Source organism: Parasedimentitalea denitrificans, assembly GCF_011813015.1.
Taxonomy (GTDB): Bacteria; Pseudomonadota; Alphaproteobacteria; order Rhodobacterales; family Rhodobacteraceae; genus Parasedimentitalea; species Parasedimentitalea denitrificans.
In genome coordinates, this window is record NZ_QHLQ01000002.1 from 229,149 (window position 1) to 253,698 (window position 24,550).

27 protein-coding genes are annotated in these 24,550 nt (G+C 56.0%); 14 read left to right on the forward strand and 13 right to left on the reverse strand.

The genetic code is table 11. The features are described from left to right. Positions 1-182: 182 nt before the first annotated feature. Both parE and DL239_RS03710 read left to right on the forward strand, forming a co-directional pair. Positions 183-2,141 (forward strand): DNA topoisomerase IV subunit B, encoded by a 1,959-nt coding sequence (gene parE / locus DL239_RS03705; RefSeq protein ID WP_167682427.1) that lies wholly within the window; start codon positions 183-185, stop codon positions 2,139-2,141. An 11-nt stretch (positions 2,142-2,152) separates the two neighbouring features. Next, entirely contained in the window at positions 2,153-2,962 is an 810-nt protein-coding gene (locus DL239_RS03710) for a trypsin-like peptidase domain-containing protein (protein ID WP_167682429.1), read from the forward strand. A gap of 540 nt (positions 2,963-3,502) precedes the next feature. Here DL239_RS03710 and DL239_RS03715 read toward each other — a convergent pair. Further along, positions 3,503-4,015 carry a hypothetical protein gene (locus tag DL239_RS03715; RefSeq protein WP_167682431.1) on the reverse strand — a complete coding sequence of 171 codons (513 nt, stop codon included), beginning with the start codon at positions 4,013-4,015 and terminating at the stop codon, positions 3,503-3,505. A gap of 510 nt (positions 4,016-4,525) precedes the next feature. On the opposite strand from DL239_RS03715, the gene DL239_RS03720 reads away from it, so the two are divergent. The 3 genes from DL239_RS03720 (at position 4,526) to DL239_RS03730 (ending at position 6,728) form a co-directional block, all read left to right on the forward strand. After that, a complete protein-coding gene (locus tag DL239_RS03720) occupies positions 4,526-5,206 on the forward strand; it encodes a hypothetical protein (RefSeq protein ID WP_167682433.1) in 681 nt (226 codons plus the stop codon). A gap of 98 nt (positions 5,207-5,304) precedes the next feature. Beyond that, positions 5,305-5,739, forward strand: a complete 435-nt coding sequence (locus tag DL239_RS03725; protein WP_167682435.1) for a DMT family transporter — start codon at positions 5,305-5,307, stop codon at positions 5,737-5,739. Positions 5,740-5,864: 125 nt separating this feature from the next. Beyond that, complete coding sequence (locus tag DL239_RS03730; protein WP_167682437.1) at positions 5,865-6,728, forward strand: cobaltochelatase CobT-related protein; 864 nt, start codon at positions 5,865-5,867, stop codon at positions 6,726-6,728. Positions 6,729-6,855: 127 nt separating this feature from the next. On the opposite strand, the gene DL239_RS03735 is transcribed toward DL239_RS03730, so the two are convergent. The 3 genes from DL239_RS03735 to DL239_RS03745 form a co-directional block, all read right to left on the reverse strand. Next, positions 6,856-7,539, reverse strand: a complete 684-nt coding sequence (locus DL239_RS03735; RefSeq protein WP_167682439.1) for an ABC transporter ATP-binding protein — start codon at positions 7,537-7,539, stop codon at positions 6,856-6,858. Then, on the reverse strand, positions 7,532-8,818 hold the full coding sequence (locus tag DL239_RS03740) for an ABC transporter permease (protein ID WP_167682441.1): 1,287 nt from the start codon (positions 8,816-8,818) through the stop codon (positions 7,532-7,534). Before DL239_RS03740 ends, DL239_RS03735 begins: the two co-directional genes overlap by 8 nt. 206 nt (positions 8,819-9,024) lie before the next feature. Further along, on the reverse strand, positions 9,025-9,405 hold the full coding sequence (locus DL239_RS03745) for a nuclear transport factor 2 family protein (protein WP_167682443.1): 381 nt from the start codon (positions 9,403-9,405) through the stop codon (positions 9,025-9,027). A gap of 65 nt (positions 9,406-9,470) precedes the next feature. Here DL239_RS03745 and ftrA point away from each other — a divergent pair, with 65 nt between their 5' ends. Together ftrA and DL239_RS03755 are read left to right on the forward strand one after the other, a co-directional pair. Next, entirely contained in the window at positions 9,471-10,475 is a 1,005-nt protein-coding gene (gene ftrA, locus DL239_RS03750; protein ID WP_167682445.1) for a transcriptional regulator FtrA, read from the forward strand. A 275-nt stretch (positions 10,476-10,750) separates the two neighbouring features. Continuing rightward, positions 10,751-11,929, forward strand: a complete 1,179-nt coding sequence (locus tag DL239_RS03755; RefSeq protein ID WP_167682447.1) for an MFS transporter — start codon at positions 10,751-10,753, stop codon at positions 11,927-11,929. A 63-nt stretch (positions 11,930-11,992) separates the two neighbouring features. Here the strand turns inward: DL239_RS03755 and proS are convergent, their stop codons facing one another. The 3 genes from proS to DL239_RS03770 form a co-directional block, all read right to left on the reverse strand. Then, positions 11,993-13,348 (reverse strand): proline--tRNA ligase, encoded by a 1,356-nt coding sequence (gene proS / locus DL239_RS03760; protein WP_167682449.1) that lies wholly within the window; start codon positions 13,346-13,348, stop codon positions 11,993-11,995. A gap of 85 nt (positions 13,349-13,433) precedes the next feature. Beyond that, on the reverse strand, positions 13,434-13,733 hold the full coding sequence (locus DL239_RS03765; protein WP_167682451.1) for a nitric oxide reductase F protein: 300 nt from the start codon (positions 13,731-13,733) through the stop codon (positions 13,434-13,436). A 5-nt stretch (positions 13,734-13,738) separates the two neighbouring features. Further along, positions 13,739-14,305, reverse strand: coding sequence for a cytochrome c oxidase subunit 3 (locus DL239_RS03770; protein ID WP_167682453.1), 567 nt, complete (start codon positions 14,303-14,305; stop codon positions 13,739-13,741). 313 nt (positions 14,306-14,618) lie between these two features. On the opposite strand from DL239_RS03770, the gene DL239_RS03775 reads away from it, so the two are divergent. From DL239_RS03775 to DL239_RS03790, 4 genes are all read left to right on the forward strand, one after another. Next, a complete protein-coding gene (locus tag DL239_RS03775) occupies positions 14,619-15,983 on the forward strand; it encodes an FAD-dependent oxidoreductase (RefSeq protein ID WP_167682455.1) in 1,365 nt (454 codons plus the stop codon). Positions 15,984-16,142: 159 nt separating this feature from the next. Then, entirely contained in the window at positions 16,143-17,210 is a 1,068-nt protein-coding gene (locus tag DL239_RS03780; RefSeq protein WP_167682457.1) for an AI-2E family transporter, read from the forward strand. A 1-nt stretch (position 17,211) separates the two neighbouring features. Beyond that, a complete protein-coding gene (locus DL239_RS03785; RefSeq protein WP_167682459.1) occupies positions 17,212-17,919 on the forward strand; it encodes a P-loop NTPase family protein in 708 nt (235 codons plus the stop codon). Positions 17,920-17,976: 57 nt separating this feature from the next. Next, the gene (locus tag DL239_RS03790) at positions 17,977-19,521 is read left to right on the forward strand and encodes a Ppx/GppA family phosphatase (RefSeq protein ID WP_167682461.1); all 1,545 of its coding nucleotides are present in this window, start codon (positions 17,977-17,979) and stop codon (positions 19,519-19,521) included. Positions 19,522-19,523: 2 nt separating this feature from the next. Here DL239_RS03790 and DL239_RS03795 read toward each other — a convergent pair whose 3' ends face one another. From DL239_RS03795 to DL239_RS03815, 5 genes are read right to left on the reverse strand one after another with little or no spacing between them, the layout of a single operon-like run. Next, a complete protein-coding gene (locus DL239_RS03795) occupies positions 19,524-19,886 on the reverse strand; it encodes a hypothetical protein (protein WP_167682463.1) in 363 nt (120 codons plus the stop codon). Between the two features lie 31 nt (positions 19,887-19,917). Then, the gene (locus DL239_RS03800) at positions 19,918-20,913 is read right to left on the reverse strand and encodes an endonuclease/exonuclease/phosphatase family protein (protein WP_167682465.1); all 996 of its coding nucleotides are present in this window, start codon (positions 20,911-20,913) and stop codon (positions 19,918-19,920) included. Then, positions 20,894-21,592, reverse strand: coding sequence for a molecular chaperone DjiA (locus tag DL239_RS03805; RefSeq protein WP_167682467.1), 699 nt, complete (start codon positions 21,590-21,592; stop codon positions 20,894-20,896). The genes DL239_RS03800 and DL239_RS03805 overlap by 20 nt, the downstream gene beginning before the upstream one ends. Before the next feature lie 9 nt (positions 21,593-21,601). Further along, a complete protein-coding gene (locus DL239_RS03810; RefSeq protein ID WP_167682469.1) occupies positions 21,602-22,126 on the reverse strand; it encodes a GNAT family N-acetyltransferase in 525 nt (174 codons plus the stop codon). Further along, positions 22,123-22,725, reverse strand: coding sequence for a VOC family protein (locus DL239_RS03815; RefSeq protein WP_167682471.1), 603 nt, complete (start codon positions 22,723-22,725; stop codon positions 22,123-22,125). Before DL239_RS03815 ends, DL239_RS03810 begins: the two co-directional genes overlap by 4 nt. Positions 22,726-22,903: 178 nt before the next feature. On the opposite strand from DL239_RS03815, the gene DL239_RS03820 reads away from it, so the two are divergent. Together DL239_RS03820 and DL239_RS03825 are read left to right on the forward strand one after the other, a co-directional pair. Continuing rightward, the gene (locus DL239_RS03820; protein WP_167682473.1) at positions 22,904-23,287 is read left to right on the forward strand and encodes a cupin domain-containing protein; all 384 of its coding nucleotides are present in this window, start codon (positions 22,904-22,906) and stop codon (positions 23,285-23,287) included. Positions 23,288-23,329: 42 nt separating this feature from the next. Continuing rightward, complete coding sequence (locus DL239_RS03825) at positions 23,330-23,791, forward strand: GNAT family N-acetyltransferase (protein ID WP_167682474.1); 462 nt, start codon at positions 23,330-23,332, stop codon at positions 23,789-23,791. A 14-nt stretch (positions 23,792-23,805) separates the two neighbouring features. Here the strand turns inward: DL239_RS03825 and DL239_RS03830 are convergent, their stop codons facing one another. Next, the gene (locus tag DL239_RS03830; protein WP_167682477.1) at positions 23,806-24,294 is read right to left on the reverse strand and encodes an MAPEG family protein; all 489 of its coding nucleotides are present in this window, start codon (positions 24,292-24,294) and stop codon (positions 23,806-23,808) included. Between the two features lie 99 nt (positions 24,295-24,393). On the opposite strand from DL239_RS03830, the gene DL239_RS03835 reads away from it, so the two are divergent. Beyond that, the gene (locus tag DL239_RS03835; RefSeq protein ID WP_167682479.1) at positions 24,394-24,543 is read left to right on the forward strand and encodes a hypothetical protein; all 150 of its coding nucleotides are present in this window, start codon (positions 24,394-24,396) and stop codon (positions 24,541-24,543) included. Positions 24,544-24,550 lie beyond the last annotated feature (7 nt).

Consider the following 24,550-nt stretch of genomic DNA (forward strand, 5'->3'; position numbering starts at 1 on the left):
CTATGCCACGATCTACAGGCACACTTGCAGCCTGCCACAGTCGGCCTCCCGATATCCACCCTCCGCAAACGCGCATAATTTCAAGCCGTTGGTTATCCACAGCTATACGCCTCCCCCTTCCCCAACACCGCCACACCTGCCATACTGTCCCCAACCACCACTACCAAAGAGCAGCCCCCCACATGGCCAATGACCTCCTCTCCGACACCGAAACGGAAACCTATGACGCGACTTCGATCGAGGTTCTAGAGGGGCTAGAGCCAGTTCGCCAACGCCCCGGCATGTACATTGGCGGCACGGACGAACGTGCGCTGCATCACTTGGTGGCAGAAATCCTCGACAACTCGATGGACGAAGCGGTCGCAGGCCACGCCAACCGGATCGAGGTCACTCTGCACGCTGACTACTCGGTGACCATCACTGATAACGGCCGGGGCATTCCTATCGACCCGCACCCCAAGTTCCCCGACAAATCCGCGCTCGAGGTGATTCTCTGTACCTTGCACTCAGGCGGCAAGTTCTCGGGCAAAGCCTACCAGACCTCGGGCGGTCTGCACGGTGTGGGGTCCTCGGTAGTGAACGCGCTCTCGGACAACATGGTGGTGCAGGTTGCCAAGAACAAAGAACTGTTTGAACAACGGTTCTCGCGCGGCATCCCACAAGGCTCCGTTGAAAAAGTCGGCGCGGCCCCCAACCGGCGCGGCACCTCAATCTCGTTCCACGCGGACGAGCAGATCTTTGGCCACCACCGCTTCAAACCCAAGCGTCTGTTCACTCTGGTGCGCTCCAAGGCCTATCTCTACTCCGGTGTTGAAATCCGCTGGAAAACCGAAATCGACGATGGCGAAACAGCGGCCAACGCCACCTTCCACTTCCCCGGCGGGTTAAAGGACTACCTGACCGAGGTTCTGGGCAAGTCATCTGTCTATGCCGACGCGCCATTTGCCGGCAAGGTTGAGTTCCGCGAGAAATTCGGCGAGGCAGGCTATGTGGAATGGGCGATCAACTGGACCCCATCACGCGACGGTTTCACCCAGTCCTACTGTAACACCGTCCCCACACCCGAAGGCGGCACCCACGTGGCTGGCTTCTGGTCCGCCATCCTAAAAGGCATCAAGGCCTACGGCGAGTTGGTCGGCAACAAGAAAGCCACCAGCATCAACCGTGACGACCTGATGGCAGGCGGCTGCGCACTGGTGTCCTGCTTTATCGCTGACCCGGCTTTTGTCGGCCAGACCAAGGACCGGCTATCGTCGGAATCCGCCTCCAAAATGGTGGAAAACTCGGTCCGCGACCACTTTGACAACTGGCTGGCCGCCGACACCAAATCGGCCGGCGCTATCCTCGACTTCCTTGTTCTACGGGCCGAAGAACGCCTGCGCCGCCGTCAGGAAAAAGAAACCCAGCGCAAGACAGCCACCAAGAAACTGCGCCTGCCCGGCAAGCTGACCGACTGTACTGCGAAAAACCGCTCTGGCACGGAATTGTTCATCGTGGAGGGCGACTCGGCTGGCGGCTCTGGCAAGGGCGCGCGCAACCGGGTCAATCAGGCACTACTGCCGCTAAAGGGTAAGATCCTCAACGTGTTGGGGGCGGCCTCGAACAAGATCGGCACCAACGCCGAAATCCGAGACCTATGCGAGGCGCTGGGCGTCGGCCTAGGCACCAAGTTCAACCGCGACGATCTGCGTTATGACAAGATCATCATCATGACCGATGCGGACGTCGACGGCGCCCATATCGCCAGCCTACTGATGACCTTTTTCTTCACCCAGATGCGGCCACTGATTGACGGCGGCCACCTCTATCTGGCCTGCCCACCGCTGTTCCGCCTGACCCAGGGTGCGAAACGTGTCTATTGCCTCGACGAAGAAGAGCGCGATGAGTGGCTAGAGAAAGGTCTGGGCGGCAAGGGAAAAATCGACATCTCCCGTTTCAAGGGGCTTGGCGAAATGGACGCCAAGGACCTGAAAGAAACCACCATGGACCCCAAAACCCGCAAACTGATCCGCATCACGATTGATGAGGACGAGCCGGGTGAAACGGATGAACTGGTTGAGCAGTTGATGGGCAAAAAGCCCGAGCTGCGGTTCCAGTATATTCAGGAGAATGCTCGGTTTGTGGAGGAGTTGGATGTTTAAGGAGTTAAGAAATGAATGATATGAATTTACCCCAACTCTCTATTTCACAACAAATTTTATTTTCTACTAAACGCATCGAACCCACCATTAACGGGGTAGCTACCGGCGCGTCAGGAACTGGATTTTTCTTTTCCTTTGTAACTGAAGGTAGGATTGCGCCTTCGATTGTTACCAACAAACACGTCATAGAAGGCGCAAACGGCTGTTTCTTGTTCCTTCACGGGACAGAGAACGGAGCCCCAACAAGTGACGTTATTAAGGTTCTTGTCGACTTCGGGCAGTGCCCTGTTTATGCGCACCCCGACCCCAATGTAGATCTCTGCGCGATATTAATCGGCCCTGTCCTAAACGACTTAAATCAAAATCAAAAAATCTACTACTCGGGCATTGGGTTCAACAACATACCCCAAGATTGGACAGAATTTGATGCTCTAGAGGAAGTGCTGATGGTAGGGTGCCCTAGAGGGATTATGGACGAGGAGAGCAAGCTGCCCATTTTTCGTCGAGGCAACACTGCGACACCCCTTTTCACCGATTATAATGGAAAAGCCGAGTTCATGGTTGATATGGCTTGTTTCCCAGGATCGTCGGGCTCTCCGCTATTTATCCTGAACGAAGGAAGCTACAAAACCAACAATGGGATAACACTCGGAACACGCTTCTACTTCATTGGAATTCTCTATAGCGGTCCAGTGATCCAAAATGACGGATCTATACACTTTAGTCAGAATCCAAAACTCACAGTCGGGACGATGATGCATTTGGGAAATATCATCAAAGCATACGAATTGAGAAAAATTGAGCAATTGTTGCCGAAATAAGCAAAGCAGTCAGCTCCCTTAGAAGACGCTCAAGCAAACTAAACGACGAAGCACAACACACGACTTCAAATAATTCAGGTGATTCACTGTTTCGCTAGAATGTTTCCCCTAGGTAAGGCCCGCCCCTGACCTTGGGGAGGCGTAAAGCGCCTTCCCGGGGGGAAGGTCAGGCGCGGGCCGTGCCACTTTGTGTCCCGTCCCAAACGATATCCTGCTTACGGCGCACTTTGATTTGCACGCTCCGGTGCGATGGGCTCCGCCCGTTCTCACTTCAAACAATCCCCCAGATTGTTTGCCGCTTCGCGGACCAGTTCAAACTCCACGGGGGGAAGGTCAGGCGCGGGCCGTGCGGCTATGCCTTACATCCCAAGAGGATATCCTGCTAACGGCGCACTTTAAATTGAACTGTTGGCGCGCAGGGCTCCGCCCGTCCAAACCTCAAACAGCGCCCCACGCTACTTGTCCCTTCGGGAACCGGTGTGAACTCCACGAGGGTAAGGTCAGGCACGGGCCATATGGCGGCTAATGACGCCGCTGCATCTAAAGCTTCCCAAACGCCACCCCACGCCAGACCCAGCCCTGTGTGGTCACGGCATCCTGCAACGGCGATTTCATCTCTTTGCTATCAAACCGATAGTTATAAATCTCCCCCGGCCGTAGCTCTTCGGTGAACCCATATGCCTTGCCGAATGACACCTCCTTTTTCTGCCCCCGAAACGCCGAGGCGGAAAACGACAGGGTCGGGACCCCAACCCGCCAGCTGATGCTGTAATCCTCATCCACCGCCCGCACCTCGTGCTTGTCCTCGTCCAGCCGCATCTTGATCCGCGCCGCCCGCTCCAGCCCCGCCTTGGCGAACACCTCTACCCACTTGGCATCAACAATCTGCCACTCGGCCACAAAATCGCAACTGCCGTCCGAACACTTGCTGACGCTATAGGGCGCACTCTCGCGGTTGACGGCCAGAATGGCGGCCTCAACTTCGGCTGCTGACGCAGGCGCAACACCTGCCTTCGGTTTTTTGGTTCCCGATAACCAGTCAAATAGTCCCATAATCATCCCCTAAAATAATCCCCCCCATCAAAGCAGCTTACGCCCCATATGGCAAAACCCTTCCCCTTGGCGACAAACCAAGACGCAGTCCCCAAGTTTCTCGTTGCCCAAATACTCCCGCCGGAGGCATCTACCCTTTCCCCTTTGCGGAACCGTTGCGATCCCTTCAGTTCGCCGCACGCCTTGCTTGGCTGCCCTTAACCCATCCCTGCGATACCTCTCCCGTCGCGACACACCGGCCAGGACTGACACCCCCGGCCACAGGACCAAGGGCTCCCTTAAAAAAGGGGCGTTTTTGACAGCTTTCAACACGCGGGTGGAACTCCCGTCCGCTTCCGCATGGGCGGCGCCGTCCTTTTTACTGACAGGTTTCTTACCGAAACCCTCCAGCCAAACACATTTGCATCCACGACGGGTCTCCCCATCGAGGTCCATCGGCCTGCGCAAAAATCGTGCCCACCCACCACCATTGTGCTGTTCAGCCCCGAAAGGCCCGGCTAACCTGAGATAATGTTTTTGCGTGCATTTCTGATCCTGCTGCTTGTTTCAGCCTGCGGCCGCCCCCTGACCGACAGCGAACGGGCCTTTGCCAATCAAATTCAGGGCGACACCCTGAACCTTGACCGGGTCCGACTGGTCCGGGGTGCACCGGTCGCCGCCGTCACCTTTCGCCAGAAACCGCGCCCCCGACTGTCATGCCGCGAACGCATCCTGCCTCCGGTCAAAGACGAAATCGTCACCGCCTCACCCGCCGCCGTCGCGCTGTTCAACCGAATTTTCTTTACCAGGGACTGGTATATCGAGGATTATCTGCCCGAATACCCAGATAAGATATTCCTGATCGAGGCAATGTTGCTGGCACATGAACTAACCCACGCCTGGCAATGGCAGAACCGCAAGGTCACTGGCTACAACCCCCTGCGCGCCGCCGCTGAGCACGGCACTCGCACCGATCCCTATCTGTTTGACTTAACCGCCGAGGCAGACTTTCTCAGCTTCGGCTATGAGCAGCAAGGATCGATCATCGAAGAATACGTCTGCTGCCGTGCACTGGCCCCCAAGGCGCCGCGAACCCGTCGCCTGCACGATATGATCAGTGGGGCAATGCCGGTGTCAGACCTGCCGCAAAGTCGCGAGACAGACGTCTACCTGCCGTGGAAGGGCGTTGAGCTAAACCGGATCTGCGACTAGGGCACATCAGCTCATGCCTTCTGGGCGACGCTGACATAACTTGCACATCCCCATGTAATCCCGCAGACATTCTCACAGGACCAACGTGGAGACTGCCAATGACCAACTACGCCCTGATCATGTTAGCCGCAGGCTTTGGCATTCCAATTCTGGCGGCCCTGAACGCCGGACTAGGACAGTATGTCGGATCACCCATGGCCGCAGGCGTTGTGCTGTTTGCGGTCGCCTTCTCGGCCGCACTGCTGGTTTATGTATTGGTCGGGCCGCAAACCCTGTCTCAGGTCTCCAGCGCGCCTAGGCATCTGCTTCTCGCTGGACTGCTGGTTGCTTTCTACGTCTTATCGATAACCCATGTCGCTCCACACTTCGGAGTGGGCAATGCGGTGTTCTTTGTACTGCTAGGCCAGTTGTTCAGCGCCGCTGCCATTGATCACTTTGGCCTGTTCGGAGCACAGGTCAGCCCCCTGACCCTGACCCGGGCTGCTGGGGTTTCGGTGATGGCGCTGGGGGTATGGATTACCCAGATGGCATAACATAGTCTACCGCCCCAAAACTCTCGGGGGAAACTTCTATCAAACATCGGAATTCCCTCCATCAAGTTTTCATTGATGCCACACTCTTTTAGTCTTCTTATGAAGCGCTCAACAGGGAGAGCATCGTGAAACATCCTTTGGTCGACTTGCGGACTGACCCGGTGTACAAGATTTACACAACTGCCAACGACGTAGATACCACAAGTAAGTCTCTCTGGGCGGAAATGACCCCACAACAGAATGTGGCCTTGAACCGCCAGTGGCACGCTTACGAAGACGTTGTTTGTGAAATGCGCATGATGGCGAGCTGGGGATGGAAGGCCACCGCGGATTCTGTGCTGGCAAATTCAGCTTTCGACCCATCCCGAACAGCTGTGTCTATTGTGATCGCTCAGTCCGGACCACTGTGCTCTCAAAAGGCTACTGTGACTTATTTCCTGGTGGAACTGATATCAATTTTTCTGGACCTGATCGGGGTTCAATATGACATTCTTGGCTTCACCACAGTCGACCGGAATGGCGGAAAATCGCGCCAACAATGGGTGAACGCTGGGTGCCCAGAGAACCCTGGACGCCTCAGCGACATTAAGCGCATCGTGTTTCAAGAGGCGTCATCAGACAAATCTGGCACTTCATTTGACAGCCAGGTTATCCTCAGAGGTGAAACGTTCAATGATAGCATCGACGGAGAGGCGCTGTTTTGGGCGGCTGAGCGACTGAAAGATTTGAGCGCCGACACGAACCTAGTCCTGATGATCTCTGATGGGGAGCCAACGGACACAACATCCCTTCAGGAAAACCACCCGGACTTTCTCCTGTCACATTTGAAAGCCGTCATCCGGGATTTGCAGACCACCCCGGGGTTCTTTGTCGCGGGGATTGGAATTGATCGTGACGTAAGCGACCTATACGAAACCAACCTGAAAATATGCGAACTGGATCAGATACCAGAGGACACACTCCCGTTTTTGACCGGCTTGTTTTCTTAAAGCTCCACTGCAGCAGGGAAAAAGACACGACAAGTCGCCCGTGCATCGCGATGAGACGGGTAGGCTCCGGTCAAGAAAGTGAAATGTTGCGCAACGATCTCATCAATTTTGCAGACGGCCCAATCGATTAAACCGGTACCAACACGCCGTTCTCCAGCTTGACCATACGGTCCATCCGCGCAGCCAGTTCCAAGTTGTGGGTGGCAATCAGCGCAGACATTCCAGTGCCTCGTACCAGTTCTATCAAGGCGTTAAATACCGTATCCGAAGTGCCGGGATCCAGGTTTCCTGTCGGCTCATCCGCCAGCAGAACCCGCGGGCTGTTGGCCATAGCGCGACAGAACGCGACCCTTTGCTGCTCGCCCCCTGACAACTCGGCAGGACGATGCCGGGCACGGGTCTCCAGACCAACCCGCGAGAGCAGGTTGTGGGCCCGTGCCATCGCCTCTGATTGGCTAACACCATTGGCCAGTTGCGGCAGCGCGATGTTTTCGGCGGCGGTGAATTCTGGCAGCAGGTGATGGAACTGGTAGATGAACCCCACATCGCGGCGGCGGGTGGTGGTGCGGCGGCGGTCGCTTTTGCCGGTGAGTTCAGCCCCGGCAACCCTCACATTGCCATCGTTCGGGGTGTCCAGCAGGCCAGCGATATGCAGCAGAGTGGATTTACCTGCGCCCGAGGGCGCAACCAATGCCACCACCTCGCCCGCCTGAAGATGCAAATCCACGCCGCGCAGCACATCCACCTGCCCTGGCTTGCCCCTATTATAGGATTTCACGATCCCGTTCAGTTCCAACATCAGATCACTCATAGCGCAGGGCCTCAACTGGGTTCATCCGGGCCGCGCGTCGTGCCGGAAAGACTGTGATCAACCAGCTTAGTGCCAGGCTAAGACCCGCAGCCGAGGCGACATCACCAAAGGTCACCACAGCTGAGGGAAAGAAAAAGCCGCTAGCCTCTAGGTCGCGCACGCCGCTGCCGGTGATCCAGTCAACCAACCCGTAGACGCTGTCGATATTGGCCGCAAAAATCACCCCCAGCACCACACCAACCAGCGTGCCTGCCGTCCCAACTGAGGCACCGCACAGAAAGAACACCCGCAGGATTGATCCCTGACTTAGCCCCATGGTGCGCAGGATACCGATATCGCGGCCCTTGTTTTTGACCAACATAATCAGGCCGGACACGATGTTTAGCGCAGCGATCAGCACCAGGATCGACAGCACGATAAAGATCGCGTTGTCCTGCATTTTCAACGCCTGAATCATGCCTCCGGCGCGGTCCTGCCAGGTGGTGATATAGGCCCGATCACCGCTGTTACGCAGCAAGGGCAGCACCATTTCACTGGCCTGTTCCGGCTTGGTCAGGCGAAGATCGACCTGATCTACTGCCCCTTCGCGGTTAAAGAAACTCTGCGCTTCGGCCAGTGGCAAGTACAGGCGGCTTTGGTCGACAAACCCTTGGCCTGATGAGAAGATATATGTCACCTCGTAGGCATTTACTCTTGGCGAAGTGCCCATAGGAGTTTTGACCCCATTTGGTGAGATCAGTTTGATCCGGTCGCCAACAGTGACCCCCAATTGCCGCGCCATCATTGCGCCAATTGCGACGCCTTTTTCAAAGTTGGCAAGATCGCCAATTGCACCGTCAGAAGCGGCGATCATCGGGTAGTTATGCAGATCCTGTGTACCGATACCAAAAACATCCACCGGTACATTGCGGCCCCGATAGCTACCCATCACCTGACCGCGGATCAGCGGAGAGGCCAGTGTGACCTCTGGTAGGGCAGAAATCCGATCAACCAGCGCGTCATAGTCACGGATCAAGTGGTCCACCGGTATCTCTGCACTGAAATCACGACGATAGTGGATTTCGGCATGGGCGTTGGCCCCCAGCATGGTCTGGATAATGTCTGACCGCAGCCCCTCGCGCACTGCCAGTGTCGCCACCAGCGCAAATACGGCCAGCGAGATGCCGATTAGGCTGATCCAGGTCATTGCCGAAACACCACCGTCGGCGCGGCGGGCGCGCAGGTAGCGCCAGGCGATCATCCATTCAAATCGTGCAAAGGGTAGTGGTGTGCTGGCCATTGTGGCTCCTGCCCGGATTTTTTTGCCAAAATGGTCGCTTAGCAGGTTGGGGTCAAGCCACCGACTGATCCTGCGCGGTATTCCCCTGCCCAAAGGACAGGCCTGCGTCAGACGCGACTTCTGCGAGGTACCCTTTTATTCAGTTCACCGAATAAAGACCCAGACGCTAAAAGCGAACTGGGCCTAAAAACATCAGAACAGAGCTGTTACGCGACAACACGCTCCAAAAACCAGATCTTGGACACGATCTTCCAACCATCAGCCCCTTTTACAAATCCAAGATGGTCCTGATAGATTTTCTGCCGCGCGCGAATGCGGATTTTGACCGTGGCGCATTTTGGCGACAGCCAGTCGATCATCAGGATTTCGCTTTCCGGGGCCTGGCCAAGATTGGCCGGAGAGTTTGGCTCGTTCAGTCCCACATCCCGAATGAACGGAGCGATGGGTTCGGCAAAAATCTCGCCACTTTCGGCGTCAAACAGGCTTGAGCTCTCATGAAACACTGCGTTCAACCTGTCTGGGTCACAGTGATAGAGCCCATCGAAGTATGTCTGTACGGCGGCAAATAGATCTGCGTCTTGAACCATGTTTAGCTTCCTTATACTGATGTGACACAATTCAACTAAGCAGTGAAATAATGCCACATCAGATCATGCCAAAGCTCGTTCAAAAAGCGCCAAACTCCGGGGTAAAGCCGCATACGCCACCGCGTGTTGTGGCCTTGATCTATGATGGGTTGTGCACGTTCGAATATGGTATCGTAGCCGAGATTTTCGGGCTGAGCCGCCCCGAACTGGGCGGTGATCTGTTCCAGTTTTCCTCGGTCGCGAGCGAGGGCAAACAGAACGCGGCTGCGGGTGGGTTGATCGTTCAGGCCACCGGAACCGAGCAGGATTTGACGGCGGCGGATATCATTGTGGTGCCGGGCTGGCGGGGCAAAGACGCCCCTGTTCCGACTAAGACATGCAAGCTGATCCGACAGGCCCATGCCCGTGGTGCTGTGCTGTTTTCGATCTGCTCGGGCATCTATGTGTTGGCGGCTGCCGGTGTGCTGAGTGAACGAAACGCCACCACACACTGGCGCTATATTGATGATTTTGCGCGGAAATACCCCGATGTCACCCTGCGACCAAACGAGCTATACGTGGACGAAGGCAACATCATCACATCGGCCGGCAGTTCGGCCGGGATAGACGCCTCAGTCCACATTGTGCGCAACTATTATGGAGCGGAGGTGGCCAATTCAGTGGCCCGACGGTTGGTGATGCATGGCCACCGCCACGGCGGACAGGCGCAGTTCATTGAACAGCCCGTAGCCAAGCCTGACGGGTCACATCGTCTGTCAGATATGATGGATCAGGTCCGCAGCTCGCTGGATGCCCCTCACCGCATTGCAAGCATGGCTCAATTGGCCGGCATGTCACCCCGTACATTTCAACGTCAGTTTCAAAACCATTCTGGCCAATCCGCCATGCAATGGCTAGCGCGTGAGCGCGTGGCTCGGGCCTGCCAACTGTTGGAAACTACCGCTCAATCGGTAGATGTGATCAGTCAGACGGTAGGCTTCGAGAGCCCCGATAGGCTGCGCTACCACTTTCGCAGTTTTCTGGATGTCTCACCCGTAGATTACAGGAAGAGCTTTCGGAGATCCGCGTAAACACCGAGCTCATTTCTTTACTCAACCGGCTATTTCACCCGCCAACTCTTCGATGCTGTAGGTCATCTTGGATCATTCTGGATAACCGAAAATCGATCCAAGCGGGCATTGAACCGCATTTCTTTCGAGCCTTCATAGCGCGTCAATTCAAGCCCAACGTGCAGATTGGCATGCTGAAATTCGCAGAAAGTGGCCATTTCAAACGATCCATTTTTAATGCACCGTCCTCTCATCTGGCGATAACCATATGGCGCCCGATTTATTTGAGGTCTGACATGTCACGATTTACTTTGCTGTTATTATTCTATCTTGCAGCCTTTTTACAGGCTGGGGCCTATGGGCTGACTTTCTTGCTGCCACGCCTATTCAAAGGGTTTGGAGCCAATGAGGTCGTTGTTGGCCAGATGTTATTTCTGACCACGTTGGCGACCCTGGCTACTGTCTATTTTGCAGGCCATATGGCGGACCGGTTTGGCCGCATGAAGATGCTGAGCATTGCCTGTTGCGCAATTTCTGCGGCCCTCGCACTTTATGGAGGCTCCAGTTCTGTAGGGCCAGTGCTGATTTCGGCCAGTTTGCTCTTGGGGTTCGGCTGGGGGATTACTTACGCCTTGGCACCCATAGTTCTAACCAAATTGGTCGAAGGGCATGAGCGGATCAGGTACTTTGCCCTACTCTCTGTTGCGATTATGGCTGGCTTTGGTTTGTCACCGGTTTTTGCCGCCCTATTGGAGGCAGGCGGAATCGCCGTTAGCGGAGCCTTTTACGCCACGGCTGCCTTGTGCCTGATCTCTGCTGTTCTGTTTTGGATATTGATTAAACCGGCGCGTGGTCACGCATTGAAATCTGGACCCGAAGGGCGGTCATCACTGACGGTTGCACATATTGTTCGGATTATTAATTCGCCAGCCCGGCTACCGGTCATCATGGTCTGTATCGGGGCCAGTGTGTTTGCAGGCATGAACAATTTCCAGACCGTTATGGCAGACGAGCGTGGGCTGGATTATGCGAACTACTTCTTAATTTACACCGTCACCGTAGTCCTGTTTCGCGTTGTTCTGGCGCGGTTCAAGGGCGGTACGTCGCCTTATGTCACAATTGCGATGTTGCAATTTGTCATGTGTGGCAGCGTTGTGCTGTTTCTCTATTCCGGGGACCATGGGGTGTTGTACGGACTCGTCGCCTTTCTGTTTGGGATTGGCTACGGCGTGTCTTATCCCATACTGGCCGCAATGGCCGCCAGTGATGCCGAGGACGACATCGTACCGCAAACTTTACAACTGTTTGCCCTGACTTATTTCATTGGCATTTTTGGGTTTCCATTGATCGCTGGATGGCTGATTGTCGCCTTTGGATCCGCGACCCTGTTGTGGGTCACCGCGCTCTTGGCCGGGGTTGAGGCAACAATGGCCTTGCTCAGGGGGCAAAGGACAAGAGCCCGCGCCATCATTTGAGAGATGGTGCAAAGAAGAGGGCGGCCACTTTGGACCGCCCTTTGAAAGATTTGCAATTCCCGTTTAGAACCCGCGGCTGGTCATGTGAGGTGCGTAGATCTCGGCGACCTTTTTCACTGCCTCTTCCGGGCTCAGCTCGACGCTTTCGCCGGTGCGGCGCGAGGTGAGTTCGACCACTCCGTTCTTCAAGCCGCGTGGGCCAACAGTGATACGCCAAGGCAGGCCGATCAGGTCCATAGTGGCAAACTTGCCGCCAGCGCGTTCTTTGCGGTCGTCATACAGCGGCTCCAGACCCGCAGCGGTCATTGCTGCATAGATCTGGTTACAGGCGGCATCAGCCTCGTCGTCGCCCTGTTTCAGGTTGACGATACCACAGTGGAACGGGGTCACGCCTTCGGGCCAGATGATGCCCTTGTCGTCGTGGCTGGCCTCGATGATTGCACCCAGCAGACGCGATACACCGATCCCGTGGGACCCCATGTGAACAGGCGTTGGTTTACCATCTGGGCCCTGAACCTTGGCGCCCATGGCGTCGGAATACTTGGTGCCGAAATAGAAGATCTGGCCCACTTCGATACCACGCGCGGTGCGGCGGCGTTCTTCTGGGATCTCGTTGAACAGCGCCTCTTCGTGGGTTTCGTCTGTACGGGCGTATTTGGTGGTGAACTCTTCCAGCACACCCTGACACTGCTCGACGCTGTCATAGTCGATCTCACGATCACCAAAGCTCAGGTCGGTGACATCGCTGTCATAGAAAACTTCGGATTCGCCAGTATCAGCCAACACCAGGAATTCATGGGTGTAGTCGCCGCCAATCGGGCCACCATCAGCACGCATTGGGATCGCCTGCAGGCCCATGCGCTCATACGAACGCAGGTAGCTGACCAAGTGACGGTTATAGGCGTGCAGCGCGTCCTCTTTGGAGAGGTCGAAGTTGTAGCCATCTTTCATATAGAATTCACGGCCACGCATCACGCCGAAACGCGGGCGTACTTCGTCGCGGAACTTCCACTGGATGTGGTACAGGGTCAGCGGCAGGTCTTTGTAGCTGTTGACGTGGCTGCGGAAGATGTCGGTGATCAGCTCTTCGTTGGTGGGACCATAGAGCATGTCGCGGCCATGACGGTCGCTGATCCGAAGCATTTCCTTGCCGTAATCGTCATAACGACCGGACTCTTTCCACAGGTCGGCAGACTGCAGCGTTGGCATCAGCATCGGAATGTGCCCAGCGCGCATCTGTTCGCCATGCACGATGGTTTCGATCTTTTTCAGAACCTTGAAGCCCAGCGGCAGCCAGGAATAGATCCCAGCCGAGGATTGCTTGATCATCCCGGCACGCAGCATCAGCCGGTGGCTGACGATCTGCGCCTCGGAAGGCGTCTCTTTCAGGACGGGAAGAAAATAACGGGACAGGCGCATGACGGTCTCAATCTAAATAAGGTTCCAAAGCGGTCTAAGCTATCACCGCGCCGCAAGCAATCGGGCATTGTCAGTGGCGGCAGGATCAGATCAAATAGAGCCCCGCGACGATCAATGCCCAAAGGACCAGCACCGAAATACCCCCGTTGAGCCAGCCGGGCGCTGCCGCCAACCCCAGGTAACGCGCAAGGATCACCCGTGCCTTTAGCAGCGCCAGCCCTAGCACCATCAGGCCCGTGACCTTGGTCAGCAGATCTGAGGCCGAGCCAAGCCCGGTGAACAAGGCCGAGGTCAGGCTTAGAGCCAACAGCACAATCCAAGCCAGGCTCAGCGGGTCACGCAGCCCGCGGGACAATTGATGATACGCAAATCCTTTTTCTGACATCCTACTCATCCCAACAGATAGACAATTGGAAACAGCAACACCCAGACCAGATCCACCATGTGCCAGAACGCGGCTGCCGCCTCGATATTGTCGGGGTCATCGCGCCAAGCCACCAGCAACAACAGAACCACCCCCACCACCACATGGGCGGCGTGAAACCCGGTCAGCCCGTAGTAGAACATAAAAAACGGGTGCGTCTCAAATGTGATGCCCTGCGCCGCCTTATGGGCGTATTCCACGCCCTTTATCCAAAGGAACAGAACCCCCAGCAGCGCCGCGGCAATCAGCGCAAGTTGCGGACGCAACCCTATACCCGCCCGACGCCAGTGCAGCGCTTTTGCTGCAAGATAGCCGCTGGTCAGCAGCACCAGCGTATTCAACGCCGCCCCAGTGCGGAACAGCTGATCCTGAGCTTCGGCAAATCCTACCGGATCTGTTAGGCGCATGGCCATAAACGCCAGCAATCCGGCGCCAAAGACCAAAAGCTCGCTGACAATCAGCACCCACATTATCAGGTCACCCGGCAGGGTTTCCAGACCAGTCCGGGGTTGTTCAGAATGTGCAGAACTCATGGTGCCGTCCCTAGCCTGCAACAAGGCGGGCTCTGGGTACGGCAAAGGATACATTTCGCATGCCTACGGCCCCTTTTCGCGCAGTTGTTCTTGCCCCACCTATAATCCCCCAGCGGTGGCGGCTTCTTTGTCCTAGGACAAGCTCACACAGACGCTGACCAGACCGCCGCTGTGCCATTTACCCGGATCGATCCGCTTCTCCACTCGGCCCGAAATCTTACGTCGTTTTTCACCCGTCCTGACGCTTTCAGTCTAGAACGAGTATTCAAATTTTTAGAATGGTAAACAAACAATTTGCGAGAAAGAACAGCCTATGTCCCAGACCATTACAGAACCTTCCCGCGAGATCCCGGTGATTCACCAGACCGAAGTGTTGGTCATTGGCTCTGGTCCAGGAGGCTTGGCTGCGGCACTGGCAGCTGCGCGGGCTAGCGTGCAGGTGGCCTTACTCGACCGGTTTGGCTGTTTTGGCGGCAATATCACCACAGTCGGGGTCGAAGGTTTTGCCTGGTATCGCCACGAACAAACCGTCGAGGCAGGCGGCATTGGTTGGGAATTCGAAGAGCGCGCCAAGGCGATGGGGGCGGCTGTACCAGAGAGCCAGTCCTTATCCTATGAGCTAGACAGCGAAGGCTTTAAACTGGTGGCGGACAAGCTGGTGGAAGAGGCCGGAATTCACCCGATGCTGCACCGCCAATTTGTTGCCCCGATCCGCGAAGGCGACACTGTCACCGGGGTGATCGTCGAATCCAAGGCCGGGCGTGAAGCCATTCTGGCCAAGCGAGTGATTGATGCGACTGGTGATGCAGACATAGCCCACATGATGGGCGCGCCCTGCATCAAAACTCCGGTCGAGGAAATGCAGGCGGCATCAGTGATGTTCCACATAGCTGGCGTCGACAAACAGAAATTCATGGATGGGGTAAAGGCGGACCCGCAGACCTATGCCGATTGGTCCACTGGCGAGTGGCAGGTGGAAACAGATGGCAAAGAGGACGAGATGTTCTCTCCCTTTTTGGCCAAACCCTTTGGTCAGGCGATCCGTGACGGTGTGATCCCTGCGCATCTGAACACCATCGGTGGCACCTGGGGCGCAGTACATGACAGTGGCGAGATGACCTATATGAACCTGGTGCATCTGGCCGGGATTGATGGCACCGACCCAAACAGCATGACCCAAGGAGAGATCGAGGGACGCAAACAGGCGATGTTGGCGATTGAAGCGCTCAAGGCCTACACGCCGGGGTGTGAGACTGCGCGGTTGCGTAATTTTGGCATGACCCTTGGCATCCGCGACACCCGCAAGATCGACGCCATGCATAACATCACCGAGGACGAGACCCGCAATCAAGGCCGGTTTGACGATACCATCGGTATCTATCCCGAGTTCATCGACGGCTATGGCATCCTGATTTTGCCTACCACCGGACGCTACATGCAGATCCCATACCGCTGTATGCTCCCGAAGGGCGTGAAGAACCTGCTGGTCACCGGCCGCGCTATTGGTGGTGACAAGGTGGCCCATGCCGCCACCCGCAACATGGCCTGCTGCGCGGTGGCTGGTCAGGGGGCCGGCATTGCGGCGGCCCACTCCATTCGCAGTGATACTCCGCTGGATCAGGTGGATATCCACGCCGTTCAGGTTGAATTGAAACGGCAGGGGGTCCGCATCACCTAATGAGTTGTTCGCGCGACTTTACTGTTTCTATCCACAGCAAAGATGCAGCTATCCCTGTCTTACCCACTAGGGATTGCCCCCTACCCCTTGCAAGCGCGTTCACCTTCGGTGAAGACTGGCAACAGAATTTGGGCACAGACCAGAGCGGACATTAAAACCATGGCATTACCGGCGAAAAAGCAGATGGGTTACTGGGGCATATCGGCCCTGGTCTTTGTGGTGGTGCTTTGGGCCTTGGGGGATGTGTTGCTGCCGTTTGTGCTGGGCGGTGCAGTGGCTTATCTGATCGATCCAATTGCAGACCGGCTAGAGCGCATGGGGCTAACCCGCGCAGGTGCCACCGCAGTAATCACGGTGGGGTCGGTGCTGGTATTCCTGCTGCTTTTGCTGGTCGTGATACCAACTCTGATTTTCCAATTAATCGAACTGGTACAGGTTCTGCCCGAACTGTTCCGTGATGCGCGCGCCTTTGCCTTTGAGCGCTTCCCATCGCTGTTTGACGAGAAAAGCCAGATGCACCAAGCCATTACCACCCTGTTTGACTCTCTCAAAAGCCATTGGGTGGGCGTGCTGGAAACGGTGCTTGGCTCGGCTGTTTCCTTGCTGAACGTAGTGATCCTGATTGTTATCGTGCCGGTTGTGTCGATCTACCTTTTGCTGGACTGGGACCAGATGACAGCTCGCATTGGTGAGTTGCTGCCACGTGACCACGCCAAGGTCATCAGCCGACTGGCGGGTGAAATCGACGCCGTGCTGGCCTCGTTCATTCGCGGCATGGGGACTGTCTGCTTTATTCTGGGCACCTATTATGCTGTGGCGCTGATGCTGGTGGGGCTGAACTTTGGTCTGGCGGTAGGGTTCATTGCTGGGCTGGTGACGTTCATTCCTTACCTTGGCGCGCTGATTGGTGGTGCATTGGCAATTGGGCTGGCGTTGTTCCAGTTCTGGGGTGATTGGTATTCGATCGGCGCAGTCGCCGTCATCTTTGCTATTGGGCAGGTAATCGAGGGCAACGTGCTGACGCCCAAACTGGTCGGCAACTCGGTTGGCTTGCACCCTGTTTGGCTGTTGCTGGCCCTGTCAGTGTTCGGCTCGCTGTTTGGCTTTGTCGGGATGCTGGTCGCAGTGCCTATGGCCGCCGCGCTGGGAGTGATTGCACGTTTCTTTACCGAACAGTATCTGGACAGTCGACTATACCAAGGCCAAGACCACCAGGACGCCGAGTAACATGCCACGACAACTCAGCTTTAATCTCCCCGCCAAACCGGCGCTGGGACGCGATGACTTCTTTGTCGCGCCGTCCAATGCGATGGCTGTGGCGATGCTGGATAGCAGTTTTATCTGGCCCAGCGGAAAACTGGTACTTAGCGGCCCGCGTGGTGCTGGCAAGACCCATTTGGTTCATGTTTGGGCCAGCCAATCCGGAGCCAAAATCATTGCAGCTACAGACCTGACCGAAGACCGGGTGCCTGATCTGGCCCAGGGTCCGGTTGCTGTCGAAGATGTCCCGATGATTGCCCGCAAGCCCGAAGCGCAAGCTGCTTTGTTTCACCTGCACAACATGGTGCTGGCAAATGGCCACTCACTAATGCTGACGGGTCAGGCCGCGCCAAATCTATGGGCCTTGTCATTGCCAGACCTGCAAAGCCGGGTGCAAGCCGCAACACATGTCGCACTTGAGGCCCCGGATGATGCACTATTGACCGTGGTGCTGGCAAAACTGTTCGATGACCGACAAATCATGCCGAAACCGGATGTTATCCCCTATTTGGTCGCCCGAATGGACCGCTCATTTGAGGCCGCCGCAAAGATAGTTGCGCAGATGGACGAAATATCGCTGTCAGAGGGGCGCACCCTGTCGCGACCACTGGCGGTGCGACTATTAGCGCAGAACCAATATGAAATGTCGCTCGAATCCGAACCAAAGGAAGATTGACCGAAGCCTGTCGATCCCGCATCCTGCGCTTACGCCTACGACGACCTGGGGACCAAAATGAACGTGAAACCCGAACCTGCCACGGCTGAGTGGGGCCCGTTTGAGCGGCCACTGTTTGAAGATCCGGGTGCGCGCGCCTTGTCTCGGGTTGGTGTCGTCGATGTGGGGTCGAACTCCGTTCGACTGGTGGTGTTTGACGGTGCGGCGCGTAGTCCCGCCTATTTTTACAACGAAAAAATCATGTGTGCCCTTGGTGCTGGTCTGTCCGAGTCCGGTGTCCTGAATCCCAAAGGCCGCAAACGCGCGCTGGCCGCGCTGCACCGGTTTCAAAAGCTGGCCACTGGAATGGGCCTGCCGCCGCTGAGCGTAGTGGCCACGGCAGCGGTGCGCGATGCCAGCGATGGGCCGGATTTCTGTGCCGAAGTGCTGCGCGAAACCGGGTTGAAGATCTGGGTCATTGACGGTCGCGAAGAGGCCCGCCTGTCGACACAAGGCGTTTTGCTGGGCTGGCCCGGTTCCTATGGCCTTGTCTGTGACATCGGTGGTTCGTCAATGGAACTGGCCGAGCTGCAGGATGGTCGGGTTGGCAAACGTGTCACCTCTTCACTTGGACCACTAAAACTGCGGGAACTGCCGGGTGGGCGGAAGGGGCGCAAGGCGCACATCAAACAGGTCATCACCGACTTGAGCAATCAAATGGGCCCACAACAGGATCGCCTGTTTCTGGTCGGCGGCAGCTGGCGCGCGATTGCGCGCATCGATATGGAACGTCGCGGCTATCCTTTGAAGGTTCTGCACGAATACCGAATGACGGCACAAAGCGTCCGTGACACATTGAAATACATCGAAAAGAACGACATCGAAGAGCTTCGTCAGGCTTGTGGGTTGTCGTTGGCGAGGATGTCATTGGTGCCCTATGCGGTAGATGTACTGACAAGGCTGGTGCGCACATTCAAACCCCGCGACATTGCAGTGTCGAGCTATGGTATCCGCGAAGGGCTGTTGTACGAGCAAATGCCGCAACGGTTGCGTAATCGCGATCCGCTGATTGAATCCTGCCGCTTTGCCGAGGCCAAGGACGCGCGCATGCCTGGATTTGGCAAAACGCTCTATCAATTTGTTTCGCCACTGTTCAAATCCGGCCCGGATTCGACCAAACGTTTAATCAAGGCTGCGTGTCTGTTGCACGACGTCAGCTGGCGCGCCCATCCCGACTATCGGGCCGAGGTTTGTTTTGACAATGCCACCCGTGCCAATCTGGGCGGGCTGAAACACTCTGAGCGTATTTTTCTAGGCCTTGCCTTGTTGCACCGATATCGCAACAAACGTCAGGGATCACAGTACAAGCAGCTGTTCAAACTGCTAGACGAAAAAGGTCAAAATCAGGCTGAGATCTTGGGTAAAGCCATGCGTTTTGGGGCCATGTTGATGGTTTCAAACGACGGAGACATCGGCGTGTTGAAATGGCAACCGCGCAAGAAACAGCTACGCCTGACCCTGCCCAAGTCTGTTGAACCGCTGTTCAGTGAAGTGGCCAAGGCCCGTCTTCAATCGCTTGTCCAATCACTGGATGCGACAGTGACGGTGGTTGTCAAAGACTGACCCTATATGTCTGTCTGGCCATCAGCCTTTGGCATTTCCTGTTCGGCTTCAGTGGGTTTCTTGCGGATGATGATGTCGCCGTTGGGCAGGACTTCGGGCATCTCATAGCTACTCCAATCATCAACCTCGGCCGCGATCTTGGCCAAGGCTGGTCCCATTTCGAGCATAAACCCATGCATGGCGGGCCCAATTTCGTCGGCCAGCTGCTGCAGGTCATCCAATGCCGGGGCCATTTCATCTCGTAGCCCTTCAAAGAACAGTTCCAAGCCCTGTTCCATCAGGCTGGGCCCCTGATCTGCTTCCTGAGCAAAGGTGGGAGTGGCGATCAGCGCGGCGAAAGTCAGCGGTAAGACAATGTGTTTCATGGTGTTAATATAGTCCCTCTGCACAATTGTTTTAGGTCAGGTCGATATCCAAACTGACCGGGAAATGATCGGAGGCCGCCAATAGTGCCTCGCGTAGTTCTACATCAGCGTAACATCTTGCGTCCTCAAACGGGTGCCAGATACGCCAGCTGGGCGCGTGCTGCATCAGATCGGGTGACACCATGACATAGTCAAGTAGCGCCCGAAAATAGCGTTTTGTCGTCGCGTTATAAAACCGCGATGTGCTGGGCATATCTGCCGTACGCGGTTGTAAAAGATGGCTCGCAAAAGGATCGTGCATTTCGCTGCCCATAATAATTTCAACTGAGGATCGGCCAAACAGCCGTTCATATTCATCCAGCCCCGGTCCATCATTCAGGTCACCCATGACGATCAGATCCTGCCCCTCGCGCAGATGATGTTCTACCCGTCGGCGCAGCCAGATCGCCTGCGCCAGTTGTTTGCGCCGGTTGGCAATGGAGATCCGTATCACTGCATCCCTGTTGTGGGCGCCATGCGGGGCCTTGGATTTCAGGTGCGCACCAATCAGCCGTAGCGTCCTTCCGTTGGTGGTGGTCACAGCCAGTTCCAGCGGAGGTTTGGAAAACCGCACGTGGTCCATCTTGGCATCAATGTCCAAATCCAGTTTGAGTACATCGTCAAAACGCGGAGCGTCCTCGTTTTGCAGAGGATCATGATGCGCCTGTAGCACGTCCGGATCATACATCAGCGCGATTTCCTGCTGGGTTTCATTGGCAAACCCCATGACAACTGATCGCGCTCTGATCCCCACTCTTTCTGCAAAATGCTCTAACGCCCTGACGGTGCCCTGAGATTTCCCGGAATTCGGTGCTTCGATCACCATCACCGCATCAGCATCAAGCATCTGAAACACATGCGCCAGAGCATGGCCCTGTGTATAGCGGTCAATCCCATGCCGCCCCGAGGGCTGTTGATCTAGGATGAAATGGTCCTGTTCATCGAACAGGTTAGCAAACCATTCGACGTTATAACTGACGAGCCGCATATTTCGCACATCCGTTGATCTCGTCCCAGGCGCGGTTGATGTCGATCATCCGCTTTTCAGCCAATCGAACCGCCTCTTCCGGGACACCGCGGGCGATCATTGCATCCGGGTGGGTTTCGCGCACCAATTGCCGCCAATGCTTGCGGATTTCATCGCGTGGCATATCCGGGTGAACGCCTAGTATCGTAAATGGATCCTGTTTTGCATCGGGAACAAATCGCGCCCGCAAAGCCCGGAACTGTGTGATGTCGAGGCCAAAGATCTGCGACACCTCACGCAGAAACTCGTTTTCATTGGGGTGATAGAACCCATCGGCCATGGCGATGTGAAACAGCCCCTCCATCAGGTCACTAAGGGTCGTCTGGTCGCCTGCAAACATCGCCTGAATCTGGCGTGCATATTCGCGGTAGCCCGCCACATCGGTGCGCGCCATGTTGAACACCCGCGCCGCACCTGCCTCGTCATTCTGAGCGATCTGAAATACCTCGCGGAACGCCATCACCTCATCTTTGGTGACTTGCCCATCCGCCTTGGCCATCTTGGCCCCCAGTGCGATCACAGCAATGGCAAAACCGACAGACTTTTCCGGCGCTTGGCGCAGATGCTCAAAGACCTGTGACAGGCCTTCTCCCTTGGCCAGTGCTGCCAGAGCGTCAGATATGCGGGTCCACAGTGACATGGGTTCAGCCTACTCGTGTTCGGTGACGTTGTCAGGGTGTGGATTTCCCCCCTGCGACACAATTTTCTGCATCAGAATAGTATCCAACCACTGGCCGTTCTTATGGCCAACCTCTGGCAGTCGGCCTACTTCGGCAAAGCCCAAGGCCGCATGGAACCCAACACCACCCGGATTGGCACTGCTGACCCCAGCCACCAATACATGCAATCCAGCCCGCACCGCCCGCTGTTCCAAGGCCAGATACAGCGCCCGACCAATACCGCGCCCATGAGCTGCGGGGGACAGGTGGATGGTGTGTTCAGCAGTGAAGCGATAGCCAGAGCCGGACCGGAAATCACCATAGTAAGCATGCCCCACCACTTGGCCGTCCACTTCGGCCACCAGATAGTCGTCGCCTTTTTCGGCAATGGTTTCATGTATCTGAGCAGGCGTTTTTGGGGTACTTGCAAAGGTAATCAATGTGTCACGGATGACCCAATTCACAATCTCGCAGATGGCCTCGGCGTCTGCAGATGTGGCGGCGCGTATGATCACGTCAGTACTCGCCGACCATTGGGGGTCTCAAACGTAGCTTCAAAGCCAATCTCACCTGGCTCATAAAGCACCCGGTCATCGTGCAGAGGCAAAACAGCCCGTAAAGCGGCCGCCTTTGGATGTGAAACGATCAGATATTTCAATTCGCAGCCCTGTTGCGTCAACAAGGGGGCTGGATGGTCGCTGTGCCACTCGATCAAAGCCGGAAAACTATTGTCATAGGGCAAGATACCATCGGCGGGCACTGCCATGTCCCAGCGCAGATCCCCACGGGTCAGCGCCACTGGCTCCCCTACTCCGTCAGGGAGCTGCGCCAGATCTTCTGCCATATCAGAACAGCGGCAGATCCAGTTGCTGATACGGGGTGCGCCTGCAAACCTGTCCAGATCAAACCAGCGTGGGGTCCGTTGCGGCTTGGCGTCGGGATCAATTGCAATTGCCTCTAGGTACAGACCATCTGCTAGGCCCAACAGGTAATTGTGAGTGCCAAACATCGCATGCTGGCCGCCCATCTGCATGGGCACACCCAGTGCGTCCTCTACATGGGCCTTTGCCGCCTCCAGGCTTTCGCCTGCTACCGCCAGATGATCCAATTCCATCGCATGCTCCTGTTGCTGGTGCCACCTTATCCGCGTCTTGGATAGGAACAAGACCAAACAAAGATCAATGACGGTTGGACTGTTCAGCCCCGTTTGGTTGCTTAATAATGCAGCGCTTGACACTCCCACCGTCGCGGCTTGATGTTGCATGGCCAGACACAACCCCGTTAGGAGCTCCATGCCAGGCCCGATCAAAATCACCCGACTATTTGCCGACAGCACCGGAGAAAGCCATTTTGAAGACATAGAGATTGATATGGCGTCGGTGCAATACGCCCCGCCCGCACCCGCGGTAGACATGTCTGAACCCACTGCGACCAGTCAGATGTATTGGTTTCGCTTTCCAAAGGACTGGGAAGACGCTGCACACCCATCACCACGACGGCAAATCTTTGTCGTTTTAGAGGGCGCGGTAGAAGGCTGGACCAGCAAGGGCGAAACACGGGTCTTCAAACCCGGTGACCGGCTATTGATGGAAGACACAACTGGCAAAGGCCACGGAGCTAGACCTATTGACGGCGAGGCAGTCGCGATGGTGATTGTACTGGCCCAAGAAGACTGACCACAGGTACTCAGAGTAATTTTTCGATCTGGAATTCTAATAATGAACATTACCATTCGCAGAGCCCAGCCGAGCGAGGCTGAAATTTTGACCGATATCTCGCTGCGATCGAAACAGTCAGCGGGCTATGATGATGACTTTATGTCGGCCTGTCGGGACGAGTTGACAATTAGCCCAGAAGACATTGAACGCAAACACTATTGGGTTGCTGAAACGATGCATGTCTGTGCAGTTATTGGGCTGGATGTTGAGCAAGGCAAAGACACTGCCGAGGTGTCGTCCTTCTTTATTGATCCAGCTTACAAGCGGCAGGGAATTGGCCGGATCATGTGGCAGGAAATTGTGGAGAAGGCACAGAGCCTTGGACTGAAATCCATCACCCTAGCGTCGGAACCAGCGGCGGTTCCTTTTTACACTGCAATGGGCCTGACAGTTATTGGACAGGTGCTATCCGGGTCTATTGCGGGACGAGTGCTACCATTGATGATGCTGAAACTCGCCTGACTGGGAAAGCTATTCTACACCCAAACCCAAATCGACCAGATCGCAGCCACCAGTGTTGGGTAGAACGTCCCTGCAAACCCCAGCGCACGCATCGGCGGTGACACCAAGTAGCCAATCCAGAACAGCACGCGCATGGCGGCAAACCCCAACCCCAGCGATATCGCCACAGCGCCCCCAAGTGAAACGGCAGCAAGCGGCCAGATGGCCAGTGCCAGAACCAGTTGTTCAACCGAGTTGGTCAATACTCGTTGGGCAATTTCATTCGGTGATCCAATCGCAAAGGGCTCTCCATCAATGATATTATCATCAAAGAATCGCCGTTGTGCCAGAAAGCCTATCACCGCAGCGAGGAACAGGCCGGGCGCAACAAAGGCAAAGGGCAAGGCCACCGGGGTTGGGATGTACTTGACCCCCAACCATTGTGGTCCACCAACTAGTACAACGCCCCAAAGCGCGCCAAGAACCATGCCAATCAGGATTTTTGCTCGTTTTCTCTGCAACATAGCTGAACTATTCCATCCATCTAAGCCCACTGCAAGCAAGGAAAACACAACCGCCTGAGCAATTTGATGCACTGGCAGGTCTCCCGCCCGGCGTAGGATATGTCACAGACACATCAGCGCCCGTTGGGCATGGCATCGCGCATTGGCGCGATGCAGCAGGCCGCCCCAATGGGGCGGCCTGCTAGGCCCAAGGCTGCCAAGGGGACATTGCCCATAGGGCAAGGGCACCTGCAGGCGCGGGAGCCCTGACTTTGCC